At 65.0% G+C, this 24,901-nt stretch carries 21 protein-coding genes; 15 read left to right on the top strand and 6 right to left on the bottom strand.

What is annotated here, in order from left to right; translation table 11 throughout:
* Positions 1 to 67: 67 nt before the first annotated feature.
* Positions 68 to 688 (bottom strand): outer membrane lipoprotein chaperone LolA, encoded by a 621-nt coding sequence (gene lolA, locus NMB41_RS15870; protein ID WP_494378776.1) that lies wholly within the window; start codon positions 686 to 688, stop codon positions 68 to 70.
* A gap of 133 nt (positions 689 to 821) precedes the next feature.
* Positions 822 to 3,305 (bottom strand): DNA translocase FtsK, encoded by a 2,484-nt coding sequence (locus NMB41_RS15875; protein ID WP_494382851.1) that lies wholly within the window; start codon positions 3,303 to 3,305, stop codon positions 822 to 824.
* 192 nt (positions 3,306 to 3,497) lie between these two features.
* Between NMB41_RS15875 and trxB the strand changes: the two genes are divergently transcribed.
* The 5 genes from trxB (at position 3,498) to NMB41_RS15900 (ending at position 9,120) form a co-directional block, all read left to right on the top strand.
* The gene (gene trxB / locus NMB41_RS15880) at positions 3,498 to 4,457 is read left to right on the top strand and encodes a thioredoxin-disulfide reductase (RefSeq protein ID WP_494378777.1); all 960 of its coding nucleotides are present in this window, start codon (positions 3,498 to 3,500) and stop codon (positions 4,455 to 4,457) included.
* A gap of 28 nt (positions 4,458 to 4,485) precedes the next feature.
* The gene (locus tag NMB41_RS15885; protein ID WP_494378778.1) at positions 4,486 to 5,145 is read left to right on the top strand and encodes a Smr/MutS family protein; all 660 of its coding nucleotides are present in this window, start codon (positions 4,486 to 4,488) and stop codon (positions 5,143 to 5,145) included.
* A gap of 142 nt (positions 5,146 to 5,287) precedes the next feature.
* Positions 5,288 to 7,477 carry an ATP-binding protein gene (locus NMB41_RS15890; RefSeq protein ID WP_494378779.1) on the top strand — a complete coding sequence of 730 codons (2,190 nt, stop codon included), beginning with the start codon at positions 5,288 to 5,290 and terminating at the stop codon, positions 7,475 to 7,477.
* Between the two features lie 83 nt (positions 7,478 to 7,560).
* Positions 7,561 to 8,169: a trimeric intracellular cation channel family protein gene (locus NMB41_RS15895; protein WP_494378780.1), complete on the top strand. Its 609-nt coding sequence runs from the start codon at positions 7,561 to 7,563 to the stop codon at positions 8,167 to 8,169.
* Positions 8,170 to 8,397: 228 nt separating this feature from the next.
* Positions 8,398 to 9,120, top strand: a complete 723-nt coding sequence (locus tag NMB41_RS15900) for a PEP-CTERM sorting domain-containing protein (protein WP_494378781.1) — start codon at positions 8,398 to 8,400, stop codon at positions 9,118 to 9,120.
* A 16-nt stretch (positions 9,121 to 9,136) separates the two neighbouring features.
* On the opposite strand, the gene NMB41_RS15905 is transcribed toward NMB41_RS15900, so the two are convergent.
* Complete coding sequence (locus NMB41_RS15905; RefSeq protein WP_192054780.1) at positions 9,137 to 9,475, bottom strand: P-II family nitrogen regulator; 339 nt, start codon at positions 9,473 to 9,475, stop codon at positions 9,137 to 9,139.
* 33 nt (positions 9,476 to 9,508) lie between these two features.
* Positions 9,509 to 11,557 carry an NAD(+) synthase gene (locus tag NMB41_RS15910; protein WP_494378782.1) on the bottom strand — a complete coding sequence of 683 codons (2,049 nt, stop codon included), beginning with the start codon at positions 11,555 to 11,557 and terminating at the stop codon, positions 9,509 to 9,511.
* A gap of 30 nt (positions 11,558 to 11,587) precedes the next feature.
* On the opposite strand from NMB41_RS15910, the gene NMB41_RS15915 reads away from it, so the two are divergent.
* On the top strand, positions 11,588 to 12,721 hold the full coding sequence (locus NMB41_RS15915; protein ID WP_494378783.1) for a GNAT family N-acetyltransferase: 1,134 nt from the start codon (positions 11,588 to 11,590) through the stop codon (positions 12,719 to 12,721).
* 117 nt (positions 12,722 to 12,838) lie between these two features.
* Here NMB41_RS15915 and NMB41_RS15920 read toward each other — a convergent pair whose 3' ends face one another.
* Positions 12,839 to 13,354 carry a GNAT family N-acetyltransferase gene (locus NMB41_RS15920; RefSeq protein WP_494378784.1) on the bottom strand — a complete coding sequence of 172 codons (516 nt, stop codon included), beginning with the start codon at positions 13,352 to 13,354 and terminating at the stop codon, positions 12,839 to 12,841.
* Complete coding sequence (locus tag NMB41_RS15925; RefSeq protein ID WP_494378785.1) at positions 13,351 to 14,244, bottom strand: LysR family transcriptional regulator; 894 nt, start codon at positions 14,242 to 14,244, stop codon at positions 13,351 to 13,353. Before NMB41_RS15925 ends, NMB41_RS15920 begins: the two co-directional genes overlap by 4 nt.
* A gap of 270 nt (positions 14,245 to 14,514) precedes the next feature.
* Between NMB41_RS15925 and NMB41_RS15930 the strand changes: the two genes are divergently transcribed.
* The 9 genes from NMB41_RS15930 to NMB41_RS15970 all read left to right on the top strand — a co-directional run bounded on the left by NMB41_RS15930 (position 14,515) and on the right by NMB41_RS15970 (position 24,864).
* The gene (locus tag NMB41_RS15930) at positions 14,515 to 16,887 is read left to right on the top strand and encodes a TonB-dependent receptor (RefSeq protein ID WP_494378786.1); all 2,373 of its coding nucleotides are present in this window, start codon (positions 14,515 to 14,517) and stop codon (positions 16,885 to 16,887) included.
* A 101-nt stretch (positions 16,888 to 16,988) separates the two neighbouring features.
* Positions 16,989 to 17,861: an alpha/beta fold hydrolase gene (locus NMB41_RS15935; RefSeq protein WP_494378787.1), complete on the top strand. Its 873-nt coding sequence runs from the start codon at positions 16,989 to 16,991 to the stop codon at positions 17,859 to 17,861.
* Between the two features lie 21 nt (positions 17,862 to 17,882).
* A complete protein-coding gene (locus NMB41_RS15940) occupies positions 17,883 to 19,076 on the top strand; it encodes a substrate-binding domain-containing protein (protein ID WP_494378788.1) in 1,194 nt (397 codons plus the stop codon).
* A gap of 1 nt (position 19,077) precedes the next feature.
* Entirely contained in the window at positions 19,078 to 19,869 is a 792-nt protein-coding gene (locus tag NMB41_RS15945) for an ABC transporter ATP-binding protein (RefSeq protein WP_494378789.1), read from the top strand.
* Positions 19,841 to 20,602: an ABC transporter ATP-binding protein gene (locus tag NMB41_RS15950; RefSeq protein ID WP_494378790.1), complete on the top strand. Its 762-nt coding sequence runs from the start codon at positions 19,841 to 19,843 to the stop codon at positions 20,600 to 20,602. The genes NMB41_RS15945 and NMB41_RS15950 overlap by 29 nt, the downstream gene beginning before the upstream one ends.
* A gap of 9 nt (positions 20,603 to 20,611) precedes the next feature.
* Positions 20,612 to 21,649, top strand: coding sequence for a branched-chain amino acid ABC transporter permease (locus NMB41_RS15955; RefSeq protein ID WP_494378791.1), 1,038 nt, complete (start codon positions 20,612 to 20,614; stop codon positions 21,647 to 21,649).
* A gap of 6 nt (positions 21,650 to 21,655) precedes the next feature.
* Positions 21,656 to 22,729, top strand: coding sequence for a branched-chain amino acid ABC transporter permease (locus NMB41_RS15960; RefSeq protein WP_494378792.1), 1,074 nt, complete (start codon positions 21,656 to 21,658; stop codon positions 22,727 to 22,729).
* 283 nt (positions 22,730 to 23,012) lie between these two features.
* Positions 23,013 to 23,450, top strand: coding sequence for a post-PEP-CTERM-1 domain-containing protein (locus tag NMB41_RS15965; protein ID WP_494378793.1), 438 nt, complete (start codon positions 23,013 to 23,015; stop codon positions 23,448 to 23,450).
* Complete coding sequence (locus NMB41_RS15970; protein WP_494378794.1) at positions 23,443 to 24,864, top strand: PA domain-containing protein; 1,422 nt, start codon at positions 23,443 to 23,445, stop codon at positions 24,862 to 24,864. Before NMB41_RS15965 ends, NMB41_RS15970 begins: the two co-directional genes overlap by 8 nt.
* The last annotated feature ends 37 nt before the right edge of the window (positions 24,865 to 24,901 follow it).

Consider the following 24,901-nt stretch of genomic DNA (forward strand, 5'->3'; position numbering starts at 1 on the left):
CGGGGCCCGCGCTGCACACGGCCTGCGCCGACGCACAAACAATTGTTTTATATATTAAAACAATTGTTTACTGTTTATTGACCTCGGCACCCTTCGGAATCTCGAACTTGAACTGCTGCGCGCCCAGCGATGGATTGCGCTGGAAGCTGGTGAATTTCAGCACCGAGGTCTGGCCGAAAGTGTCCTTCAGTTCCATCGCTTCCGGCAGGCCGTTTTTCAGGCCGATGCTGATCTGCTCGAAGGTGGTGTCCTTCGATTTCGGCACGGCGTTCAGCCATTCGAGGCCGTCGCGGGTGCCCGCTTCGGTCAGGGTGAAGTTCTTTTCCAGGTCGTTGCTGCCGAACAGGATCGCGGCCGGCGAGGAGCCGAGGGCGTTGCCCAACTTGCGCACGGTGACCTGGTTCAGGTCCTTGTCGTAGATATAGAGCTGGTCGCCGTCGGCCTGCAGCAGCTGGTCGTAGGGCTTCTGGTAGTTCCAGATGAATTTGCCGGGGCGGGCGAAGACGAAGCTGCCGCTGGAGATCGGGGCGATCTTGCCGGTCTGGGATTTGCGTTGCTGTTGCTGGGTGAATTCGCCCTTGGCGGCCTTGGTGGTGGCGACGAAGGATTTGAACTGGTCGAGCGCGGCCGCGTGGGCGGCGCCCGAGATGGTCAGGGTGGCGATCAGTGCGGCGATGGTGGTTTTCATGTTGTTTGGCATCGTGGTCCTTTATTGAGTGTGCGGCGTGCAGGGGTACGACCGCGTGGGCACAAGTGCCCACCCTACGCTGCACAACGTAATCGGTCGGTGCGGGAGCAAACAGGCCGCTACAAAAACCTGCTTACTCCGCCTGGGTGGCCGGCACGAGGATGTCGCGGTTGCCGTTGCTTTGCATGGGCGAGACGACACCGCTGTTTTCCATCTGCTCGAGCAGGCGGGCGGCGCGGTTGTAGCCGATGCGCAGGTGGCGCTGGACCAGGGAGATCGAGGCGCGGCGGTTTTTCAGCACCACGGCCACGGCCTGGTCGTACATGGCGTCGGCCTCGCCGCCGCCTTCGCCGGCCGGCATGCCGTCGCCGCCCGTCGCACCCTCTTCCAGCGTGCCGCCTTCCAGGATGCCTTCAATGTAATTCGGCTCGCCCATCGATTGAAGATGTTTTACAACTCGATGCACTTCTTCATCCGACACGAAGGCCCCGTGCACCCGCACCGGCAGGCCGGTACCCGGCGGCATGTAGAGCATGTCGCCCATGCCGAGCAGCGCTTCGGCGCCCATCTGGTCGAGAATGGTGCGCGAGTCGATCTTCGAGCTCACCTGGAACGCGATCCGGGTCGGGATGTTGGCCTTGATCAGGCCGGTAATCACGTCGACCGACGGCCGCTGGGTAGCTAAAATCAAGTGAATCCCCGCCGCGCGCGCCTTCTGCGCGATACGGGCGATCAGCTCTTCCACCTTCTTACCGACGACCATCATCAGGTCGGCCAATTCGTCGATGATGATGACGATGGTCGGCAGCTTTTCCAGCGGCTCCGGATTGTCCGGCATGATCGAGAACGGATTCGGGATGTGCTCTTCGCGTTTTTGCGCGTCCAGGATCTTGGTGTTGTAGCCGGCCAGGTTACGCACGCCGAGCTTCGACATGAGTTTGTAGCGGCGCTCCATCTCGTTCACGGCCCAGTTCAGCGCGTGGCCGGCCTGGCGCATGTCGGTCACAACCGGCGCGAGCAGGTGCGGGATGCCTTCGTAGACCGACATCTCCAGCATCTTCGGGTCGATCAGGATCAGGCGCACATCAAGCGGATCGGATTTGTACAGCAGCGACAGAATCGTGGCGTTGATGCCGACCGATTTACCCGAGCCCGTGGTACCGGCCACCAGCAGGTGCGGCATCTTGGCCAGATCGGCCACCACCGGTTTGCCGGCGATGTCCTTGCCGAGAGCGACCGTCAAATTCGAGGTGGAGTCGTTGTAGACCTTGGAGCCGACGATTTCGGTCAGGCGCACGATCTGGCGCTTCGGGTTCGGCAGTTCCAGCGCCATGTAGTTCTTGCCGGGGATGGTTTCCACGACGCGGATCGAGGTCAGCGACAGCGAACGCGCCAGGTCGCGCGCCAGGTTGACGATCTGGCTGCCCTTCACGCCGGTCGCCGGTTCGATTTCGTAGCGCGTGACGACCGGGCCCGGGAAGGCGGCCACGACCTTGGCATCGACGCCGAAGTCCGACAGCTTCTTCTCGATCAGGCGGCTGGTGAATTCGAGTACTTCGACCGAGACCGTTTCCTGCACCGGCGGCGGTTCGTCCAGCAGCGACAGCGGCGGCAGGGGCGAGTCGCCCGGCAGGTCGCGGAAGAGCGGCGTCTGCTGCTCTTTCACCGCGCGTTCGCCCTTCGGCACCGTCATCATCTGCGGTTCGATCTTGATCGGCGCAGGCTCCATCGGCATGGTCTGGGCAGCCGCCGCGCCCGGGGCGGCAGGCGCCGAGAGCGATGGCGCCACGCGCACCGGCGCACGCACCGGTTCGTGATCATCGTCGTCGTCAAACTGCGGCTCGGCGCGTCCGATCGCCGCCGGCTTCTCGACAGTGCGGGCACGCTCGGTGACCACGGCTTCGTCGCGCTTGACGGCCGCCACTTCCCCCTGGCGCCGGTCTTCGCGGTCTTCGACGCGCATGCGGAACCAGTCCATGGTCGATTCGAACAGCTCGCCGATGCGCTCGGCCACGGCCAGCCAGGAGACGTGGAAGAAGAGCGAAAAACCCAGGCCGAAGAGCAGCAACAACAGCAGCGTGGCGCCGGTGAAGCCGAAGGCGACCTGCGAGGAATGGCCCAGCAGCTGGCCCAGCACCCCGCCCGGCGCGCGCGGCAGTTCCACGTCCCAGGACCACATGCGCAGGTATTCGAGGCCGACGCTGCCGGCGAACATCAGGCCGAAGCCGATCCAGCGGACGATGAATTCGTCCTGGTGTTCCGGTTCGCTTGCCGAGGGCAGCTTGTCGGTCAGTTTGCGCCAGCCGCGCCAGACGGCGCGCAGGAAGAGCGCTCCCCACCACCAGGCGGAGAAGCCGAATATGAACAGCAACAGGTCGGCCAGCCAGGCGCCGGCCTTGCCGCCGAGGTTACTAATGCTGGCGACGGTATTCGCGTGCGACCAGCCCGGATCGGCCTTGTTGTAACTCAGCAATATCAGCACGAAGTACAGGAAGGCGACGGCCATGGCGATCCAGCGCGCTTCCAGCAGGAGGCGGGCGAGACGGCGCGGCATCGGCGACCGTGGGGCCGGATGACGGGGAGGGATTGGGGTTTGTGCGGGACTCTTCTTGCTCATGCTGCCAGGGCTGATGTGTTCGCCATTTCGGAATCCGATCATTCTAAGGCATATGGCGTCGCGAGGCCCGTGATTCATGCTGAGATAGGTTCTCTTATGCATCATCGTCTATAATCTCGGATGCATTGGGCGCCTTGATTTGTGTCTACTTCGCCCCCAGTTTCCCATCTCTTACCTCACTACCTGCACCCCATGACCACTAAGAAACACGCCAAAGTCCTCATCCTCGGTTCCGGTCCTGCCGGCTACAGCGCCGCCGTCTACGCCGCACGCGCCAATTTGAGCCCGATGCTGGTGACCGGCGTCGAACAGGGCGGCCAGCTGATGACCACGACCGATGTCGAGAACTGGCCGGGCGACCCGCTGGGTGTGCAGGGTCCGGAGCTGATGGCGCGCCTGCTGCAGCACGCCGAGCGCTTCAATACCGAGATCGTGTTCGACCACATCCACACGACCTATTTGAACGAAAAACCGATCCGCCTGGTCGGCGACTCGCATGAATTCACCTGCGACGCCCTGATCATCGCCACCGGCGCCTCGGCCCAGTACCTCGGCCTGGAATCGGAAACGGCCTTCATGGGCCGCGGCGTGTCGGCTTGCGCCACCTGCGACGGCTTCTTCTACCGCAACCAGGAAGTGGCGGTCATCGGCGGCGGCAATACCGCGGTCGAGGAAGCGCTCTACCTGGCCGGCATCGCCTCGAAAGTCACCCTGATCCACCGCCGCGACAAGTTCCGCGCCGAGCCGATCCTGGTCGACCGCCTGATGCACAAGGTCAAGGAAGGCAAGATCGTGCTGGAACTGAACCAGACGCTGGACGAAGTCGTGGGCGACCAAAGCGGCGTGACCGGCCTGAAAATCCGTTCGACCGATGGCGCCGTGCAGAAGGACCTGACCGTGCACGGCCTGTTCGTGGCGATCGGCCACAAGCCGAACACGATGATCTTCGACGGCCAGCTCGACATGCACAACGGTTACATCAAGACCAGGAGCGGCACCGAGGGCATGGCGACCGCCACCAGCGTGCCGGGCGTGTTCGCGGCCGGCGACGTGCAGGACCACATCTACCGCCAGGCGATCACCAGTTCGGGCACCGGCTGCATGGCCGCGCTCGACGCGCAGCGCTACCTGGAAGCGCTCGAAGATTCCTGATGCGTGAGAAGTAGCGGAGATGGCGGGCATGAAAGACTTTGCCGACCTTAAATCCTTGCGCGACCAGCTCAAGGAAGACGAACGCCTGCGCGCCATCGCGCAGGCCGAACGCGAAAAACGCGAGCGCATCGCGCGCGAACGGGCCGTCGAGTTCCGCAGCGCCATGGACGGCGTCAGGAAGATGCCGGAATCGAACCGCTATATCTACCGCCCGGTTCAGGAAGCGCTGCTGCGCGAGAAGCCGGAGCGCCGCTTCCTGTCGCAGGATGAGGACGACGCCCTGGTGCTGCAGCAGTCGCTGTCGGACGGCTTCGACGTCGACGGCCTGCTCGACGACGACCCGACCCTCAGTTATGCAAAAGATGGCGTCGGTCCCGACGTCGTCAAGAAGCTGAGAAAACGCCACTGGCCGGTCCAGGACGAACTCGACCTGCACGGCATGACGCGCGATACGGCGCGCGGCCAGGTGGGCGATTTTGTCCGCCGCTCGGTACGGCGCGGCGTGCGCTGCGTGCGCCTGATCCACGGCATCGGCTACGGCTCCCCGAACGGCGAACCGGTGCTGCGCTCGGTCGTGCACAGCTGGCTGGTGCAGCTGGACGAGGTCGTCGCCTTCTGCGTGGCCAGCCGGGCCGACGGCGGCAATGGCGCGCTGATCGTGCTGCTCAAGCCGGCGCTCGACCACTGATGCTGGGTGAATACAACACTCGATGCAGGGCAATACTGTTGAGGCGACACCGGAGTGGCTGGCATTGTAGAATTCGTCAAATATTGCCGGCTGCGGCGCCAACCATAAGGGAAATCCATTGAAGTCAAGTACGATCGTTCCTATGTCCGCGGCGCCACTGGTCGACCTGCAATCCTGCGCGGACGAGCCGATCCACATCCCGGGCTTCATCCAGCCCCATGGCTTCTTGCTGTTTTTCGCGCCGGACGGCACGCTCGAAGGATGGAGCGCAAACGTCCCGGCTGAATTATCGAACCTGCAGCCAGGCCAGCATTTCGACCGCCTTCCCTTGCCGGCGCTGGCTGCCGAACTCCTCGAAGAGTGCGTTGCCTGCCAGGTCGACGGCGAATGCGCGCCGGCCTTTATTGCCGTTGAACTCGGCACTATCCAGTACGACTGCATCGTGCATGCCACGCGCGGCCGCATCATCGCCGAATTCGAATCGCGCGAGGTCGCGGCCGACACGGTGGCCCTGTTCGCGGTCAAGGCGCACAGCTCGATCGAGCGCGTGCGGCGCCAGAAAAGTATCGACACCCTGCTCGAGACGGCGGTGCGCCAGGTGCGCGAATTTACCGGTTTTGATCGCGTCATGGCCTACCGCTTCCGCGAAGACGACAGCGGCGACGTCGTGGCGGAAGCGCGCCGCGAGGACCTGGTGCCCTACGTCGGCCAGCGCTATCCAGCCAGCGACATCCCGGCGCAAGCGCGCCGCATGTATATCCTGACCACGCTGCGCATGATCGCGCAAGTCGGCTACCAGCCGGTGCCCCTGCTGGGCGCGCCCGGCGCGCTGCCGCTCGACATGAGCTACAGCGTGCTGCGCAGCGTCTCGCCGATCCACATCGAATACCTGCAGAACATGGGCGTATGCGCCTCGATGAGCGTCTCGATCGTGATCAACGGTCGCCTCTGGGGCCTGCTGGCCTGCCATCACATGGCGCCGAAACAGGTGCCCTACCCGATCCGCATGGCGGCCGACGTGCTGGCCCAGGTGATGGCCTCGACCATCCAGAGCATCGAGGCGCGCCAGGACGCCGAGCAGGTCGAACAGGCCGCGCGCGTGCGCACCAGCCTGGTCGAGTCGTTGCTGATCGACGAGGAGCCGCTCGACGCGCTGGCCCACCATGCCGAGGCCTTGCAGGAAGCGACCGGCTCGCATGCGATGGTCTGCGTCCACAACGGCAAGGTCATCAGCTTCGGCGCGATCGAACGCGCCACGGCCGAGGCCATCGTGCGCGCCCTGCCTGTCGACGCCAGCGACCTGCTGGTGCGCGACAAGCTCGGCGACTGGCCGGCGGAGCTGCAGCCGACGCTTGGCAAATGGGTCGGCATGCTGGCGCTGCCCTTCGACCCGCCCGGCGGCGGCTGGTGCCTGCTGCTGCGCACCGAGCAGATCGAGCAAGTGTGCTGGGCCGGACGCCCTGAAAAGACGGTCGCCCATGGTCCGCTGGGCGCGCGCCTGACCCCGCGCGGCTCCTTCGACGCCTGGCAGGAAACCGTGCTCGGACGCGCTCAGGCGTGGCAAGCGCCAGTGCAGAGCAATGCCCGGCTGATGCTGTCCGAACTGCTGCGCGCGTCGAACGCGCGCCGCGCCCAGACCGAATCGACGCGCGCCCAGCTGCTGGCCATGCTTGGCCACGACCTGCGCGACCCGCTCCACTCGATCAACATGGCCGGCACCCTCCTCGAGCGCGGCAACGGCGGCGGCAACCAGCCGACCCTGGGCAAGCGCATCCAGTCGTCCTCGAACCGCATGCAGCGCCTGATCGGGCAGGTGCTCGACATGAGCCGCATCGATGGCGGCTTGGGTCTCGGCATCCTGCTCGAGCCGCTCGACCTGGCAGAGCTGGTCGAGGACATGGTCGAGGAGATGCGCCTGGCCTGGCCGGACATCACCTATGAATACACGAATCCCGGGACGACGCTGGTGCGCGCCGACGCCGGGCGCATGTCGCAGGTGTTGTCGAACTTGATGAGCAATGCGCGCCACCACGGGCAGGTCGGCCATCCGATCCGGGTGCGCCTCCTGTCCGGCGCCGGCTGGGCCACGCTGGAGGTGGCGAACAACGGCACGCCGATTGCGGAAGAACTGGCCTCGACCCTGTTCAATCCCTTCAAGCGCAGCTCGCTGCACAACCCGCAGAACCGCACCGGCATGGGCCTGGGGCTCTACATCGTGGCCTCCATCGTGCGCGAGCACGCGGGCGAGATCAGCTACCGGCATGAAGGTGGGCAGGTGGTGTTCAGCGTGCGCCTGCCGCTGGCGGAAACCGAGCGCGCCGGCGCGACCTAGGTTTTTCGTAGGGTGGGCACTTGTGCCCACGCGGGCTCTGCCGCATGTTAGTCTAGCAACATGCCCACTGAATAGCCCGCTGCATGACCCTCATCAAGTTCATCGAAATCATGGCAATCCTGGTCGGCGCATTTTCCGGCTTCATCGAAGCGCGCCGCAAGCGCATGGACCTGGTGGGCGTGTTCACGGTCGCCTTCATCGCTGCCTTCGGCGGCGGCACGCTGCGCGACATCCTGCTCGACCGGCGCCCGCTGTTCTGGGTCACGCACCAGGAATACGCGATCCTGATCTTCGTGCTGGCCCTGATCGCATCTCCCCTGATCCGCACCCTGCGCCACATCGTCTCCGAACGCCTGATCGTCATTGCCGACGCAGTTGGCCTGGGCCTGTTTTCGATTGCAGGCGTCTCGGCCGCGCTGGACGCGAACATGCCGATCTTCATCGCCTCGATGATGGGCGTGATTACCGGGATCTTCGGGGGCGTGCTGCGCGATATCGTCTGCAACGAAGTACCGATGGTGTTCCGCGACGGGAAACCATATGCGCTGTGCGCATTCCTCGGCAACTGGATGTTCCTGCTGATGGGGCTCTACACCGACGTCTCGCACGATTTCGCGCTGTGGACCAGTGCGCTGTCGATCAGCGTGATGCGGCTCGCGTCGTGGAAATTTGATCTGCAGATGGGGCGCTGAGGCCGCTGCGCCCGGCCAGGTTGTTGCGATTTCTCACCGTGTGTTTAGCAACCGGCAACGAACGATTAATACCGGAAACAACATTCATCCTGTAACTATTTGTCGAAAAAACTTACATCTATGCAGCGGCCGTCGCTATTCATCCTGCATACGCCCTGTATTTACGCATGGCACGCGTATTGCTCTTCGCTTAATGCCAGCACTGGCACATAACTAACGGGAGAGATCGTGTTAAAACTTAAAAAAATCGTCTGTGCCGCCACACTTGCCCTCGGGCTCCCCGGCATCGCCGCAGCAGTCCCGATCGTGCTCGATTTCGAAGGCGTCGCCGACCGCGCCTCGGTCAATAATTTCTACAATGGCGGCACCGACTCTGCTGGCAACAGCGGCATCAACTATGGCATCAATTTTTCATCCCGCAGCCTGGGCACGATTGATTCCGACGCTGGCGGCACCGGCAACTTTGCCAACGAACCCTCGGCGAGTACGGTCGTTGCCTTCCTGGTGGGGGGCTCTGCGATCATGAATGTCGCGGCCGGCTTCGACACCGGATTTTCCTTCTTCTACAGCAGCGCCGAAAATGGCTTCGTCAACGTTTTCGATGGCCTCAACGGCACGGGCAACTTGCTCGCCTCGCTGGAACTGCACGATAATATCGACGCTTGCGGCGGCGACCCGAGCGGCACCTTCTGCCGGTTCACGGCCGTCGGCATCACCTTCGACGGCATTGCCCGTTCGGTAGACTTCGCCGGCGCCACCAATAACATCGGCTTCGACAACATCACCCTGGGCAGCTTCACGCCGGGCCTGCCGGACATTCCGGGCGACCCGGACGAACCTGATACGCCGGACACGCCGGGCGAGGTGCCGGAGCCGGCCACCCTGGCCCTGTCGCTGCTGGGACTGGCCGGCCTGGCAGCCGCGCGCCACCGCGCCCCGCGGGCGGCGTAGAGGCTGGCGGGCTTGATTACACCGCGTCCGCGCCGGTCTCGCCGGTACGGATGCGAATCACCTGCTGCACGTCCTGCACGAAAATCTTGCCGTCGCCGATCTTGCCGGTGCGGGCGGCCTTGATGATGGCGTCGACCACCTGGTCGACCACGGCGTCGTCCACCACCACTTCGATCTTCACCTTCGGCAGGAAGTCGACCACGTATTCGGCGCCGCGATAGAGTTCGGTGTGGCCCTTCTGGCGCCCGAAACCCTTCACCTCGGTGACCGTCAGGCCGGTGACGTTCACGTCGGCCAGCGCTTCGCGCACTTCGTCGAGTTTGAACGGTTTGATCACGCACGTAATCTGTTTCATGTCTGCTCCAGTTAGTATTGAAAGTCGTCGAAATCAGTCCGGAATATTCGCCAGGTCGTCGAGCCAGACCGTCGCTTCCGAATCGCTCGGGGCGCGCCAGTCGCCGCGCGGCGAGAGCGAGCCGCCGTTGCCGACCTTGGGGCCGTTCGGCACGCAGCTGCGCTTGAACTGGCTGGTCTTGAAGAAGCGCCACAGGAAGATCGAGAGGTTGCGCTTGATCGCGGCGAGGTCGTATTCGTTGCGCGATCCATGCTCGTCGGGCCAGCGGCCCTCGCCCTGCGCGCGCCAGGCCGAGTAGGACAGGAAGGCCACTTTCGAAGGCGTGAAGCCGTAGCGCAGGATGTAATAGAGGTTGAAGTCCTGCAGCTCGTAGGGCCCGATCACGTTCTCCGTGATTTGCGCCGGCTTGTCGTCGCCTTCCTTGCCCGGCACCAGCTCGGGACTGATCGCGGTATCGAGCACGTTGAGCAGCACCTGCGCGCCGCCCTTGACCACGGCGCCGGTTTCGGCCACCCAGCGCACGAGGTGGGTAATCAGGGTCTTGGGCACGCTGGCGTTCACGTTGTAGTGCGACATGTGGTCGCCCACGCCGTAGGTGCACCAGCCCAGCGCCAGCTCGGACAGGTCGCCGGTGCCGATTACGATCGCGTTCAAATGGTTCGCAAGCCGGAACAGGTGATTCGTGCGCTCGCCCGCCTGTACATTCTCGAAAGTGACGTCGTACTGTTCCTTGCCGTCGGCATAAGGGTGGTTAAGGTCCTTGAGCATCTGCAGGCAGCTCGGGCGGATGTCGATTTCCTTGGCCGTGCAGCCCACCACTTCCATCAGCGCGTGCGCCTGCTGCAGCGTGCGTCCGCTGGTGGCGAAGCCCGGCATCGTGAAGGCGAGGATATTCGTGCGCGGCAGGTTCAGGCGGTCCATCGCGGCCGCGCAGACCAGCAGCGCATGCGTCGAATCGAGCCCGCCCGACACGCCGATCACCACCTTCTGGATTCCGCTCGACGACAGGCGCTGGATCAGGGCCTGCACCTGGATGTTATAGACCTCGGTGCAGCGCTCGTCGCGCAAGGCGCGGTCGGCCGGCACGTAGGGGAAGCGTTCGATCTCGCGCGCCAGCGGCAGCGTTGTCTCGAAGGGCAGGGCCAGTTTGACGCGCTGGATGCGGAAGGCGGCCACTTCGGCCGCATGGCGGCGCGCCGACTGGGCGAAGGTGGTCGCGCGCATGCGTTCCTGCGACAAGCGTTCGAGGTCGACGTCGGCAAAGATGATGTGCGACTCGTCGAGGAAGCGGGCCGACTCGGCCAGCAGCTCGCCCTTTTCGTAGATGATCGCCTGGCCATCCCAGGCCATGTCGGTGGAGGATTCGCCGCGCCCGGCCGAGGTGTACAGGTAAGCGGCCATGCAGCGCGCCGACTGCTGGCTCACCAGCTGGTGGCGGTAGGTGCTTTTTCCCACCAGGACGTTCGAGGCCGACAGATTCACCAGCACGGTCGCGCCGGCCATCGCCGCGAACGAGGACGGCGGCACCGGCACCCAGACGTCTTCGCAGATCTCGACGTGGAAACGCAGCAGCGGCAGGTTTTCCACTTCGAAGACCTGGTTCGCACCAAAGGGCACGGACTCGCCGAACAGTTCGACCGCATCGACGGCGGCGCATTCGGCGGCCGAAAACTGGCGCGATTCGTAGAACTCGCCATAGTTCGGCAGGTAGCTCTTCGGCACCAGGCCGAGCACGCGCCCGCCGGCGACGACAGCCGCACAATTGAACAGCTGGTGATTGACCCGCAGGGGCAGGCCCACTACCATCGCAAGGGGCAGCGTGTTCGATGCCTCGACGATGGCGCGCAAGCCTTCTTCGCATGCATCGAGCAAGGCCTTCTGGTGGAACAGGTCGTCGCAGCTGTAGGCGGACAGGCCCAGTTCCGGAAAGGCCACCAGGGCCGCGCCCTGCCCGGCCGCCTGGCGTGCCAGCGTCAGGGTTTGTTCGACGTTGTAGGCCGGGTCGGCGATGCGGCAACGCGGGATGGCCACGGCCACGCGCGCGAAGCCGTGGGAATACAGGTTGTAGAATCGGTTGTTCATGTGGTGCCCTGAATAGGTATAAGAGCAATTTTGAATTATCGCACGCATATCGTATCTTCCCTGTCCGAGATCGGGAAGGCAGCCTGGGACGGCTTGCTGGCGCAGCAAGCAGAAGCGAACCCCTTCCTGTCCTACGCTTTTCTCCATGCCCTGCACGAGTCAGGCAGCGCATCGCCCGAGACCGGCTGGCAGCCGCAATACATCGCGCTCTACGATGGCGACACGCTGGCGGCGGCCCTGCCGCTGTACGTGAAGGGCCATTCCTACGGCGAGTACGTGTTCGACTGGGCCTGGGCCGATGCCTACCAGCGCCATGGCCTCGACTACTACCCGAAGCTCTTGTGCGCCGTGCCGTTCACGCCGGTGGCCGGCCCGCGCCTGCTGGCGGTCGATGCCGACGCGCGGGCTGCATTGATTGCCGTGCTGGTGGCCACGCAGCGCGCGACCGAGGTCTCGTCGACCCACATCCTGTTCCCGCCCGAAGCGCATGCGCGCCAGCTGCAGGATGCCGGCTTCATGCTCAGGAGCGGCGTGCAGTTCCACTGGCTCAATCCTGGCTACGCGAATTTCGACGAATTCCTCGCCACGCTCGAACAAAAGAAACGCAAGAACATCCGCGCCGAACGGCGCAAGGTACGCGAGGCCGGCGTCACCATGCGCCGCGTGCGCGGGGCCGACATCACGGACGCCGACTGGAAGCTGTTCAACCGCTGCTACCGCCATACCTATGCGGCCCACTACTCGACGCCCTACCTGAACCTGGATTTCTTCCGGCGCTTAGGCAGCACCATGCCCGAGAATATCCTGCTCGTGATCGCCGAGCGCGAGGGACAGGCGATCGCGGCCTCCCTCGTGCTCCACAGCGCCGACACGCTCTATGGGCGCTACTGGGGCGAACTCGAACACGTGCCCTGCCTGCATTTCGAGGCGGCCTATTACCAGCCGCTCGAGTTCTGCATCGAGCAAGGCATCAAGACCTTCGAAGGCGGCGCCCAGGGCGAGCACAAGATGGCGCGCGGCTTCCTGCCGACCCGGACCTTCTCGGCGCACTGGCTGGCGCATCCGTCGTTTGCGGATGCGATCGAACGCTTTCTCGAGCGTGAGGCGGGCGGGATCGACGACTACATGAATGAGCTGAACGAGAGGAATCCGTTCAAGGGATAAGTCCGCGGCTGTTGCATATCGTAGGGTGGGCACTTGTGCCCACGCGGTGCGGCTGTCGAACAGTCGATCAGTCGATCGGCACGCATCGGCATGACCGCGTGGGCACAAGTGCCCACCCTACAACAGCTTCAGCGCTGCCGCGATCCGATCCGCCTGCAGCACATAGCGCCCGTACGGCACACCCCTGATCGGCGCCAGGTCGCGGTCGCGCTGGAAGCCGATGGCGCTGTACATTCGCAGCGCCGACGCCATCAGCGGCGTGGTATGCAGCCCGATTGCCGGCGCACCGGCCGCCTGTGCGCAGGCGAGGCAAGCAGCCACCAGCTGCCGCCCAACACCCTGCCCGCGCGCTTCGGGCGCCACGACCAGCATGCGGATCACCGACCAGTCCTCGGGAAAGACCGCACTGCGCGGCCTGCCGGGACCGATGTGGACCACCGCGCCGACGACGATCCCGTCGCACTCGGCCACGAACAGGTCGCCATCCGCGGCCAGGTCGGCCATGCGCCCGATCCCCTCGATGAAGCTGGGCCAGTCGGCATACGCCCCCTCGTACTGTGCAAACGCGGCCCGCGCACGCGCATTTACCCATTCCTTGTCCGCGGCCGCAAAGGGCCTGACGATGCAGTTCATACGAACAGCGAAGGCTGGCTGTCCGCGTAATCGCGCAGCAAATTCCACACCACCTTGACCCGCCGCAGGCGGTACAAATCGGTCGGCGCGGCCAGCCAGAACGAGCGCTCGGCGAAGAAGCCCGGCAGCACCGGCACCAGCTTGCCGTCGTCGGGCACCGCATAGGGCGGCGCCATCATCAGGCCCATGCCGAGCGAGGCGGCCTCGATCTGCGCAGTCATGCCCGAGCAGCACAGGCGGCGGCGCGGGGTGAAGCCGAGTTCGTCGAGATAGGACAGCTCGCGGCTGGCCAGCGTGTCCTGCACGTAGTCGACGAAATAATGCTGGGCCAGGTCGGACTGCTGGCGGATCGGCGGGTGCTTGTCGAGGTAGATCGGCGAGGCGTACAGGTAGAAGCGAAACGAGGCCAGGCGCGTGACCATGTAGCGGCCCGTGGTCGGCGGGTCGAGCATCACGCCGAGGTCAGCCTCGCGGTTGGCCAGGTTGGCGAAACGCGGCAGCGCCAGCAGGTCGATCGTCAGGTCCGGGTTCGCATCGAGCAGCCCGACCAGCAGCGGCGCCACCACCTTCACGCCGAACACTTCCGGCACGCCCAGGCGCACCACGCCGTGCGCCGCCACCTCGGCCCCGCCCAGCTGCTCGGCCGCGGCCAGCGCCGCCCCTTCCATCGCTTCCGCATGCGGCAGCAGCGCCAGGCCCATTTCGGTCAGCTCATAGCCTTCGCGCGAACGGTCGAACAGGGTGGTGCCGAGCTCTTTTTCGAGGCGGTCGATGCGCCGCGCCACGGTGGTGTGCTCGACATCGAGCCGGCGCGAGGCGCCCGACAAGGTACCGGCACGCGCCAGTTCGAGGAAGAATCGGAGATCGGTCCACTCAGGCAAGGTATTCATCGGAGCATTGTCAAATGTCAATGCTGGCTATTGTGCACCAGTGCACATTCCTCCGGCAATCTATTCCCATATGCATGTTTGAGAGCACACAAATTGTGCACTTGCAGCATTCCTCCTGCATGACGGCCGCCCCAGCATGGTGCAGGGAGCTGTGCATTCACGCACAAGGGGTGGGCGCTGCCTTGTCTTTTCAGCCAGACAGAACAGGTGCACACTGCTCTTCGTGCGATTCCGAGCATGCCGCCATATCAAAAAACTAGGAGACAAGAAATGCGTGTTAGTAACAACAAGCTTGCGCTGTTGAACCGTTCTGCCATTTCCACCGCCGTACTGCTGGCCATCTATGGCGGCCCGGTCGGAATCGTCCATGCCCAGCAAACCGTAGGAGCCCAGGAAACGCAGGCCGGCGCCATCAACGCCGACGGCACCGTCAACAAGGTCATCGTCACGGCGCGCCGCCGCGCCGAACTGATCCAGGACGTGCCGGGCGCCGTCACCGCGCTCTCGGGCGCCGAGCTGGAAAAGCAGGCCATCCCCGACATCACCGCCCTCACCGAAAAAGTCCCTAACACGACGCTGAAAGCCTCGCGCGGCACCAATACCACGCTGACCGCCTTCATTCGCGGCGTCGGCCAGCAAGACCCGGTCGCCGGCTTCGAGCAAGGCGTCGGCATCTATCTCGACGACGTCTACCTGGCCCGTCCACAGGGCGCACTGACCGACATCTATGACCTCGAGCGCATCGAAGTGCTGCGCGGTCCGCAGGGCACGCTGTACGGCCGCAACACGATTGGCGGCGCTGTCAAGTACGTGACCCGCAAGCTGGCATCGAAGACGACCTTCGACGTTAAGGCCACCGTCGGCAATTACGGCCAAAAAGACCTGGTTCTCAAAGGCAGTGTCCCGGTCTCCGACATGCTGCGCCTGGGCGCGACGGTCGGCACCTTTAACCGCGACGGCTTCGGGCGCAACGTCGTCAACGGCCGCGAAAACTACAACAAGGACGTGCTGGCTGGCCGCTTCAGTGCCGAGCTGACCCCGACCAGCGACCTGTTCGTGCGCTTCACCGCCGACAAGACGGTCGACAAGTCCGAACCAAAGCAGGGCTACCGCCTGACCGCGGGCCCGGCCCCTGCCAACCTCGCTCCGCTGGGCGACTTCTACGACACCCGCGCCAACCTGTATGCGGTCAATGGCCACGAGTCCGAGGTGACCACCGAAGGCCAATCGCTGCTGCTCGAATACACCATCGACCCGACCCTGTCGGTGAAATCGATCACCGCTCACCGCAAGTCGCTCTCGTATGCCCCGATCGACTTCGACTCGCTCAATACGCCGACCTGGGAAGCGCCGTCGATCTACAGCGACAAACAGACCAGCCAGGAATTCCAGCTGACCTACACCGGTTCGCGCGTCCAGGGCGTCGCCGGCGTGTTCTTCATGAAGACCAACGCCTTCAACGAATTCGACGTGCTGTACAACGCAGCCGGCGGCCTGTCGCTGCTGACCCGCGACGACATCGACACCAAGACCTGGGCCGTGTTCGCCGATGCCAGCTACAGCCTGACCGATACTTTCAACATCACCCTCGGCGGCCGCTATACCAACGACCAGCGCGAGGCCGCCATCTTCAAGCGCACCTACCTCGGCCTGGCCGGCTCGCCGAACCTGGGCAATCCTGCCGCCATTCCCGCCGCCGCACCGAACACCGACCTCGGCCCGAACGACCTGCACCGCACCGACAAGAAGTTCACACCGAAGGTCGGCTTCGGCTGGAAGCTGGCGCCCGAACATAATGTCTACAGCACCTTCGCCAAGGGCTTCAAGGGCGGCATGTTCGATCCGCGCATGGACCTGGTCGCCACCGGCGGCCCGAACAGCGCGGCCTCGCTGGTCAAGCGCCAGGGCGTCGAGCCGGAGGAAGTCAGCACCATCGAGCTGGGCCTGAAGTCGGCGCTGAACGGCGGCCGCATCCAGACCAATGCGGCGGTGTTCTACACCGACTACAAGAACGTGCAGGTGCCGGGCTCGATTCCGACCTTTAACGCGGCCGGCGCCGTGAATGGCTTCGCCGGCAGCCTGACGAATGCCGGCAAGGCCAAGATCAAGGGCGTGGAACTGGAAGCGATCGCCTACGTGACGAACCAGTTGAGCGTCAACGCGATGTACAGCTTCATCGACGCCAACTACAAGGAATGGTTCGTCGCGAATGCCACCGGCCTGGTCAACATCGCGCCGAACACCGAATTCCAGAACACGCCGCGCAACGCCGCCAATATCGGCGTGAACTACGACTGGCCGTTCGCACTCCTGGGCCGCAACGGTTCGCTCAGCCTGGCCAACAGCCTGTCGTACAAGAGCAAGGTCTACCAGACCGAGATCGTCAGCGCGCCAGGCATCCCTGCGCTCGATCCGACCGTCCCGGGCAACCTGGCGCTGGCCCAGAGCGGTTATACGCTGTGGGATGCGGGCCTGGTGTGGACCAGCGCCGACCGCAAGATCCAGTTCGGCCTGCATGGCCGCAACCTGGCGGACAAGCGCTACAAGGTGGCAGGCTATAACTTCTCGGGCTTCTTCAACACCGTAACCGCGTTCTACGGTGACCCACGCACCGTGCGCGCAACGCTGAACTACAAGTTCTAACCTAACCCGTCGATGGAAAAAGAGGTGCCTGCAAAGGCGCCTCTTCTTCAGGCACGCCTGTAGGCCGGCGTGACTATCCTCCTCATTGATTACGGGGCCACATGTCCACCTACACTGAAATCAGCTTTACGAGCGATGATGGCCTGCGCCTGTACGCCCGCGATTACGCCCCTGCCTCGGGTCCCGCGCGCCTGCCGGTCGTGTGCCTGCACGGGCTGACCCGCAATTCGGGCGACTTCGACGAACTGGCGCCGCAGATCGCCAGCCTCGGGCGGCGCGTGATCGCACCCGACGTGCGCGGGCGCGGCCACTCCGCACGCGATCCGAACCCCGACAACTACAACCCGGTCGTGTATGCCGGCGACGTCGTCAAGCTGCTGCGCGACCTGGGCATCGCGCGCGCCGTCTTCATCGGCACCTCGATGGGCGGCCTGATCACGATGACGCTGGCCGTGCGCCACCTCGAACTGATCGCCGGCGCGGTGATCAACGACGTCGGCCCGGTGCTGTCGGTCAAGGGCCTGGCGCGCATCGCCGGCTACGCGGGCCGCTGCAATACGCTCGCTTCCTGGGACGATGCCGCCGCCTACCTGAAGGACATCAACGCCTGCGCCTTCCCGGACGCGCCCGACCAGGAATGGGGCAAGTGGGCGCGCCGCGCTTTTGCCGAGGACGAAACAGGCAAGCTCGCCTTGCGCTACGACCCCAGTATTGGGATAGCATTGCAAACAGGTAAACTGCGCCCGACTTCGCTGGCCGGTCGCCTCGCCTTCAAGCGCCTTGCGCACAAGCGCCCGGTGCTGCTGGTGCGCGGCGTCCTGTCGGACCTGGTCGAGCCGGAACAGGCAGCATGGATGCGGCGTGCAGCGCCGACGATGCAGTACACCGAAGTGCCGAACGTCGGCCATGCGCCGATGCTCACCGAACCGCAAGCCCTGGAAGCGATTCGCGCCTTTCTGGCGCGGCTTCCTTAAAACAGAACCACAGGAGACAGCATGAACCACTTGATCAAGCCCCTGAGCGCAGCCCTCATCGCCGCCTTTGCCGCCACCGCCGCGCCCTACGCGCTGGCCGCCGACCTGAAGATCGCCCTGATCGCGGGCAAGACCGGCGCCCTCGAGGCCTATGCCAAGGAAACCGAGACCGGCTTCATGATGGGCCTGGAATACCTCACCGGCGGCAAAATGGAGATCGGCGGGCGCAAGCTCAAGGTCATCGTCAAGGACGACCAGAGCAAGCCTGACCTCGGACGGACCCTGCTGGCGGAAGCTTATGGCGACGACAAGGTCGACATCGCGGTCGGCACCTCTTCGTCCGGCTCGGCGCTGGCCATGCTGCCGGTGGCAAAGGAATACAAGAAGGTGCTGATCGTCGAACCGGCCGTGGCCGACGCGATCACCGGCGACAAGTGGAACAAATACATCTTCCGCACCGCGCGCAGCTCGATGCAGGACGCGATGGCCGCCGCCAGCACCCTCAAGGGCGGCAGCGTCGCTTTCCTGGCGCAGGATTATGCCTTCGGCCGCGACGCGGTCAAGGCCGGCAAGGAAGCCTTGAGCGCAACCGGCAGCAAGGCCAAGGTGGTGCACGAAGAGTATGCGCCGGCCGCCGCGACCGACTTCACGGCGCCGACGCAGCGACTGTTCGACGCGCTCAAAGACAAGCCGCAGCCGCGCGTGCTGGGCATCATCTGGGCCGGCCCGAACCCGATGAACAAGATCGCCGACATGAAGCCCGAGCGCTTCGGCATCTCGCTCGCACCAGGCGGGAACATCCTGCCGGTGATGAAGACCTGGAAGAACTACGCCGGCACCGAAGGCACTGTCTATTATTACTACGCCTTCCCGAAGAACAAGATGAACGACTGGCTGGTGGCCGAACACACCAAGCGCTTCAAGGCGCCGCCCGACATGTTCACCGCCGGCGGCTTCGCCGCGGCCAGCGCCGTGTTCACCGCATTGTCGAAAGTCCCGAGCGGGAACAGCGAGCAGCTGATCACGGCCATGGAAGGCATGAGCTTCGAGACGCCGAAAGGCCCGATGAGCTTCCGCAAGGAAGACCACCAGGCGCTGCAGTCGATGTACCACTTCCGCATCAAGAAGGACCAGAAGAACGAATGGGACTTGCTGGAACTGGTGCGCGAAATCCCGACCGCCGAGCTGCCGCTGCCGATCAGGAACAAGCGCTGAGATGGACGTGACAACGCTACCAGCAGCGCAGCAGCCCTCGCTGTCGACCCGCGACCTGACGATCCGCTTCGGCGGGCACGTCGCGGTGAACGCGGTGACGGCCGACTTCTACCCCGGCACCTTGACGGTGATCGTCGGCCCCAACGGGGCCGGCAAGACGACCTATTTCAACCTGGTCTCGGGCCAGCTGCCGGCCACCTCGGGCAGCGTCCTGCTCAAGGGCGCCGACGTCACGCGCGCGGGCGCGGCACGGCGCACGCGGCTCGGCATCGGCCGCGCCTTCCAGTTGACGAATCTGTTCCCGCTCCTGACGGTGATCGAAAACGTGCGCCTGGCGGTGCAAAGCCGCGCGGGCGTGGGCATGAACATGTTCTCGGTCTGGTTCGGCCACAAGGAACTGATCGAGCGCGCCGAACATTACCTCGAGCGCGTGGCCATGCTGGCCAAGCGCGACATGCTGGTCGGCGCCCTCTCCCACGGCGACCAGCGCAAGCTGGAAGTGGCGATTTTGCTGGCGCTCGAACCCGACATATTGATGTTCGACGAACCGACCGCCGGCATGAGCGTGGACGAGGTGCCGGTCGTGCTCGAGCTGATCCACACCGTGAAACGCGACGCCAACAAGACCGTGCTGCTGGTCGAGCACAAGATGGACGTGGTACGCCAGCTGGCCGACCGCATCATCGTGCTGCACAACGGCACACTGGTCGCCGACGGCATCCCCGGCGAAGTCATGCAATCGAAGATCGTACAGGAAGCCTATCTTGGAACACCCGAAACCGAACCCGCCTGAACTGGCCGTGCCTGACGCGCTGCTTACGCTCTCCGGCGTGCACACCCACATCGGCCAGTACCACATCCTGCAAGGCGTGGACCTGGTCGTGCCGCGCGGCGGCCTGTCGGTCCTGCTGGGCCGTAACGGCGCCGGCAAGACCACGACCCTGCGCACCATCATGGGGCTGTGGCAGGCCAGCGCCGGCAGCATCAGCTTCGACGGCCGCGACATCACGAAAATGGCCACGCCCGACATCGCGCGGCTGGGGATCGCCTACGTCCCGGAAAGCATGGCCGTGTTCTCAAGCCTGACGGTACGCGAGAACATGCACCTGGCCGCGCGCAACGGGCCGATGGACCAGGGGCGCATCGACTGGATCTTCGGCTTCTTCCCGGCCCTGAAAAAATTCTGGAACTACCCGGCCGGGAATCTTTCGGGCGGCCAGAAGCAGATGGTGGCGATCGCGCGCGCGATCGTCGAGCCGAGAAAGCTGCTGCTGGTGGACGAGCCGACCAAGGGCCTGGCCCCGGCCATCGTGCAAAGCCTGATCGCGGCCTTCCGCGAGCTCAAGGACACCGACACCACCATCGTGCTGGTCGAGCAGAACTTCAATTTCGTGCGTTCGCTCGGCGACACCGTCAGCGTGATGGACGACGGCCGCGTGGCCCATGCCGGCACGATGGCGGCGCTGGCCAACGACGACGAGCTGCAGCAGCGCCTGCTCGGCCTGTCGCTCGACTCCCACCAATAGGATTCATCGATGAGTGCAACCCTCCCTCGCGTGCAAGCGGCTGACCTTAAGCCCGATACCCCGCTGCCCTCTGCGCCGCGCGACATCGCGCCGCTGCTGCTCGTGCCCGTGCTGGCCTTGGCCATGCTGCCCCTGATCGGCAGCTTCCCGACCTGGGTCACCCTGACCGTGGCCGGTCTCGCGATGGGCATGATGATCTTCATCATGGCCAGCGGCCTGACCCTCGTCTTCGGCCTGATGGACGTGCTGAACTTCGGCCATGGCGCTTTTGTGTCGGTCGGCGCATTTACCGCCACCATGGTGCTCATTCCAATGCGCTGGGCGCTGGAAGCCGATTCGCTGCTGCTCAACCTGGGCGTGCTGGGTCTGGCCGTGACGCTGGCGATGGTGGTCACGGCGCTGCTTGGCTGGGCCTTCGAGCGCATCATCATCATGCCGGTCTACGGCCAGCATTTGAAACAGATCCTGATCACGATGGGCGGCATGATCGTGGCCGAACAGCTGATCAACGTGATCTGGGGCGCCGAAACCATTCCGCTGCCGCTGCCCACTTCCCTGCGCGGCGCTATTTTCATCGGCGATGCGGCGATCGAAAAATACCGCCTGCTGGCGGTCGTGGTCGGCCTGGTCGTGTTCGCGGTGCTGTTCCTGACCCTGAACCGCACCAAGATCGGCCTCCTGATCCGCGCCGGGGTAGAAAACCGCGACATGGTCGAAAGCCTGGGTTACCGGATCCGGCGCCTGTTCGTGGCCGTGTTCGCGGCCGGTTCCGCGCTGGCGGGCCTGGGCGGCGTGATGTGGGGCCTGTACAAGGAAACCCTGTCGGCCGCGATGGGCGGCGAGACCATCGTCATGATCTTCATCGTCATCATCATCGGCGGCCTCGGTTCGGTCGGCGGCTGCTTCATCGGCTCGATCCTGATGGCGCTGGTGGCCAATTATGCCGGCTTCCTGTCGCCGAAATTCGCACTGGTCTCGAACATCGCCCTGATGATCGCGGTGCTGATGTGGCGTCCGGCCGGGCTGTATTCGAAAGTGCGAGGCTAAGACCCAATGAACCGACTTCTCTCCGGCGACCTGCCGCGCAGCCGCATCCTCACCATCGTGCTGCTGCTGGTGTTCCTGGGCCTGGCCTTCGCCCCCTTCCTCACCAGCGGCGCGCGTCCGCTCAACACGGCCGCCACGATCTGCGTCTACATCGTGCTGGTGGCTTCCTACGACCTGCTGCTGGGTTATACCGGCATCGTCTCGTTCGCGCACACGATGTTCTACGGGATCGGCGCCTACGGCATCGGCCTGGGCCTGGCCTCGGTCGACGAGCCGACCTGGTCGGCGGCGCTGACGGGGCTGGGCCTGGCGCTCTTGCTGGCGCTCGCACTGGCGTTTGTCGTCGGCCTGTTCGCCCTGCGCGTGCGCGCCATCTTCTACGCGATGATCACGCTGGCCGTGGCGTCCTCGTTCGCGGTGCTCGCCTCGCAACTGTCGGACTTCACCGGCGGCGAAGACGGCAAGACCTTCAGCGTGCCGGAAGTGCTTTCGCCAGGCTTCACGCTGTTCGAAAACGAGGTGTTCGGGCGCGCCATCGATGGCAAGCTGCTGACGTATTACTTGGTCTTCTTCGGCTGCCTGCTGCTCTTCCTGTTCCTGCTGCGCCTGGTGAACTCGCCCTTCGGGCGCGTGCTGCAGGCGATCCGCGAGAACGAGTTCCGCGCCGAGGCGCTGGGCTACCGCACCGTCGTCTACCGCATCTGGGCCAACTGCCTGGCGGCCCTGGTGGCGGCGCTGGCCGGCGCGCTGATGGCGCTCTGGCTGCGCTACGTCGGTCCCAAGACCTCGCTCGGCTTCGAGGTGATGACCGACATCCTGCTGATCGTCGTCATCGGCGGCATGGGCACGATGTACGGCGCAGTGGTCGGCGCCGCGCTCTTCATCCTGGCCCAGAACTACCTGAAGGAACTGATGGCGCATGCGTCAACCGCGACGGAAGGCGTGCCGATCCTTAGCGCCGCCCTGCATCCGGACCGCTGGATGCTGTGGCTGGGCGTGCTGTTCGTGTTGTCGATCTACTTCTTCCCGATCGGGATCGTCGGCAAGCTGCGCCTGCGCAGCCATCTCGCCCGGCGCTGACCCGTTTCCCGCGGACGGCGTCCTGCCGTCCGCGCCCGCGCCGTGCACCATTATGGTGCATCGCCCGCTCCCCCGCTAACCACATCCAAGCCAGATCAAGGTTGGTGATCGTTCAACTCCTATGATGAACCGAGCCCGCACTGAACCAGCGCGGGCCCGATACGGTCTGAATCGTGACGGCGAAGCCTGAACCGCCGGCCTACTTATTGCCGGCCCCTGGCCTGGGCGCGCCCTGCTTGATGCGCCGCAAGCCGTCGATCTGAAGCTTGAGCGGAGACCCACCATGTTCTACAAAAAAACCCTTGCTATCCTGCCGTGCGCCGCGCTGTGCGCCGGCTTGTCTTCACCAGTCCTGGCCCAGCAGCAATCCGGCACGGCGCAGCCCCCAGCCGCGCAAGCGGGAACGACGCAGTCCGGCATGGTCGTCGTACGTGACCCCCAGACCGGGCAGCTGCGTGCCCCCACCGCCGCCGAGAGCCGTGCGCTGGCGCCGCCACCGTCAGCCGACATGCGTGCCGCGCAGGCGCCGCCGGCCATGGTGACCCATCCCGGGGGCACCCGCCAGGTGCACCTCGGCGAACGCGGCCTCGTGTACTCGGTCGTCACGCGCGGCGCCGACGGCAAGCTCGTCGAACAGTGCGTGCATGGCGCGGCGGCGGCCGACAAGGCCGTCCACGCTCCGGCCTCCACCCAGCAGAACGAGGAACATCGCCATGATTAAATCCGCACTGCGCAGCATGTCCGCCTTCGCCCTGTCCTGCGCCGCCTTCGCCGGCGCCCAGGCCGCCACCATCACCATCGTCAACCAGAACGCGCCGGGCATCGGCTTCAACGATCCGACACCGGCCATCCCGGTCGGCGGCAACCCCGGCACCACGCTCGGCCAGCAGCGCCTGATCGCCTTCCAGCACGCGGCCGACATCTGGGGCGCAACGCTCACCAGCAATGTGCCGATCCGCGTCGGCGCTTCGTTCGTGCCGCTGTCCTGCACCGCCGACAGCGCAGTGCTCGGTTCAGCCGGCGCCAACGAAATCTGGTCCGACTTCAGCAACGCCCCGCGCGCCGCCACCTGGTATCCGAGCGCGCTGGCGAGCAAGCTGTCCGGCACCGACCAGTCCAGCCCGGGCGAGCCGCACATCATCTCGCGCTTTAATTCGCGCCTCGGCCTGTTCCCCGACTGCCTGCCCGGCCCCGGCTTCTATCTTGGCCTGGACAACAATGCCGGCCCGGCGATCGACCTCGTTACCGTGCTCCTGCACGAAATGGGCCACGGCCTGGGCTTCCAGACCTTCACCGACGACGAGACCGGCGCGCCCCTCCAGGACCTTCCTTCGGTCTGGGATCACTTCCTGGTCGATAACCGCACCGAGCAGACCTGGGTCAACATGACGCCGGAACAGCGCGTGGCTTCGGCCATCAGCCTGAACCGCTTGTCCTGGAACGGCCCGAACGTCACGGCGGCCGTGCCGGCGGTGCTCGATCCACGCTCGCGCCTGACTGTCGCCGGCAAGGCCGCCGGCAAGGCGGCCGGCAACTACGCGGTGGGCGATGCCTCCTTCGGCCCTGCGCTCGGACGCAAGCCCGTCAAAGGGCAGCTGATGCCGGTCGTCGACCAGCCCGACGGTACGGGCCTGGCCTGCGCGCCTCTGTCCAAACGCAATGCCTGGGCGGTGCGCGGGAATATCGCCCTGGTCTCGCGCGGCACCTGCGGCTTCGTAGACAAGGCGCGCAACGTGCAGGCGGCCGGCGCGATCGGCATGGTGGTCGCGGACAATGCGCCCGGCGAGCCGACCGGCATGAGCGGCGACGATCCCGCCATCAGGATTCCCGCGGTGCGCGTGACGCAGGACGCCGGCATCAAACTGCGCGGGGCGCTTCAGGGACGCTCGCGCAACCGCTCCGGCGTCGTCGCCAGCCTGGGAGTCGATCCGCACCGCCTGGCCGGTGCCGACACACGGCGCCGCATCCTGATGTATACCCCGAACCCGAATCAGCCGGGCTCGTCGGTGTCTCACTTCACGACCGATTCCAAGCCGAACCAGCTGATGGAGCCGTCGATCAATTCCGACCTGTCGCACCTGGTGACGCCGCCGCAGGACCTCACCTACCCGCTGTTGCGGGACCTCGGCTGGTAAAAGGCACGCAGCAATAAAAAAGGCCCGGCCACCCCAA

Source organism: Massilia sp. FBCC-B171, assembly GCF_059134155.1.

Bases quoted from the DNA above. Each gene is read 5' to 3' on its own strand.
- NMB41_RS15970 (WP_494378794.1), top strand. From the start codon at position 23,443: ATGATTAAATCCGCACTGCGCAGCATGTCCGCCTTCGCCCTGTCCTGC.
- NMB41_RS15910 (WP_494378782.1), bottom strand. From the start codon at position 11,557: ATGAACAACCGATTCTACAACCTGTATTCCCACGGCTTCGCGCGCGTG.
- NMB41_RS15930 (WP_494378786.1), top strand. From the start codon at position 14,515: ATGCGTGTTAGTAACAACAAGCTTGCGCTGTTGAACCGTTCTGCCATT.
- NMB41_RS15905 (WP_192054780.1), bottom strand. From the start codon at position 9,475: ATGAAACAGATTACGTGCGTGATCAAACCGTTCAAACTCGACGAAGTG.
- NMB41_RS15940 (WP_494378788.1), top strand. From the start codon at position 17,883: ATGAACCACTTGATCAAGCCCCTGAGCGCAGCCCTCATCGCCGCCTTT.
- NMB41_RS15960 (WP_494378792.1), top strand. From the start codon at position 21,656: ATGAACCGACTTCTCTCCGGCGACCTGCCGCGCAGCCGCATCCTCACC.
- NMB41_RS15920 (WP_494378784.1), bottom strand. From the start codon at position 13,354: ATGAACTGCATCGTCAGGCCCTTTGCGGCCGCGGACAAGGAATGGGTA.
- NMB41_RS15955 (WP_494378791.1), top strand. From the start codon at position 20,612: ATGAGTGCAACCCTCCCTCGCGTGCAAGCGGCTGACCTTAAGCCCGAT.
- lolA (WP_494378776.1), bottom strand. From the start codon at position 688: ATGAAAACCACCATCGCCGCACTGATCGCCACCCTGACCATCTCGGGC.
- trxB (WP_494378777.1), top strand. From the start codon at position 3,498: ATGACCACTAAGAAACACGCCAAAGTCCTCATCCTCGGTTCCGGTCCT.
- NMB41_RS15885 (WP_494378778.1), top strand. From the start codon at position 4,486: ATGAAAGACTTTGCCGACCTTAAATCCTTGCGCGACCAGCTCAAGGAA.
- NMB41_RS15895 (WP_494378780.1), top strand. From the start codon at position 7,561: ATGACCCTCATCAAGTTCATCGAAATCATGGCAATCCTGGTCGGCGCA.
- NMB41_RS15890 (WP_494378779.1), top strand. From the start codon at position 5,288: ATGTCCGCGGCGCCACTGGTCGACCTGCAATCCTGCGCGGACGAGCCG.
- NMB41_RS15965 (WP_494378793.1), top strand. From the start codon at position 23,013: ATGTTCTACAAAAAAACCCTTGCTATCCTGCCGTGCGCCGCGCTGTGC.
- NMB41_RS15925 (WP_494378785.1), bottom strand. From the start codon at position 14,244: ATGAATACCTTGCCTGAGTGGACCGATCTCCGATTCTTCCTCGAACTG.
- NMB41_RS15935 (WP_494378787.1), top strand. From the start codon at position 16,989: ATGTCCACCTACACTGAAATCAGCTTTACGAGCGATGATGGCCTGCGC.
- NMB41_RS15945 (WP_494378789.1), top strand. From the start codon at position 19,078: ATGGACGTGACAACGCTACCAGCAGCGCAGCAGCCCTCGCTGTCGACC.
- NMB41_RS15875 (WP_494382851.1), bottom strand. From the start codon at position 3,305: ATGAGCAAGAAGAGTCCCGCACAAACCCCAATCCCTCCCCGTCATCCG.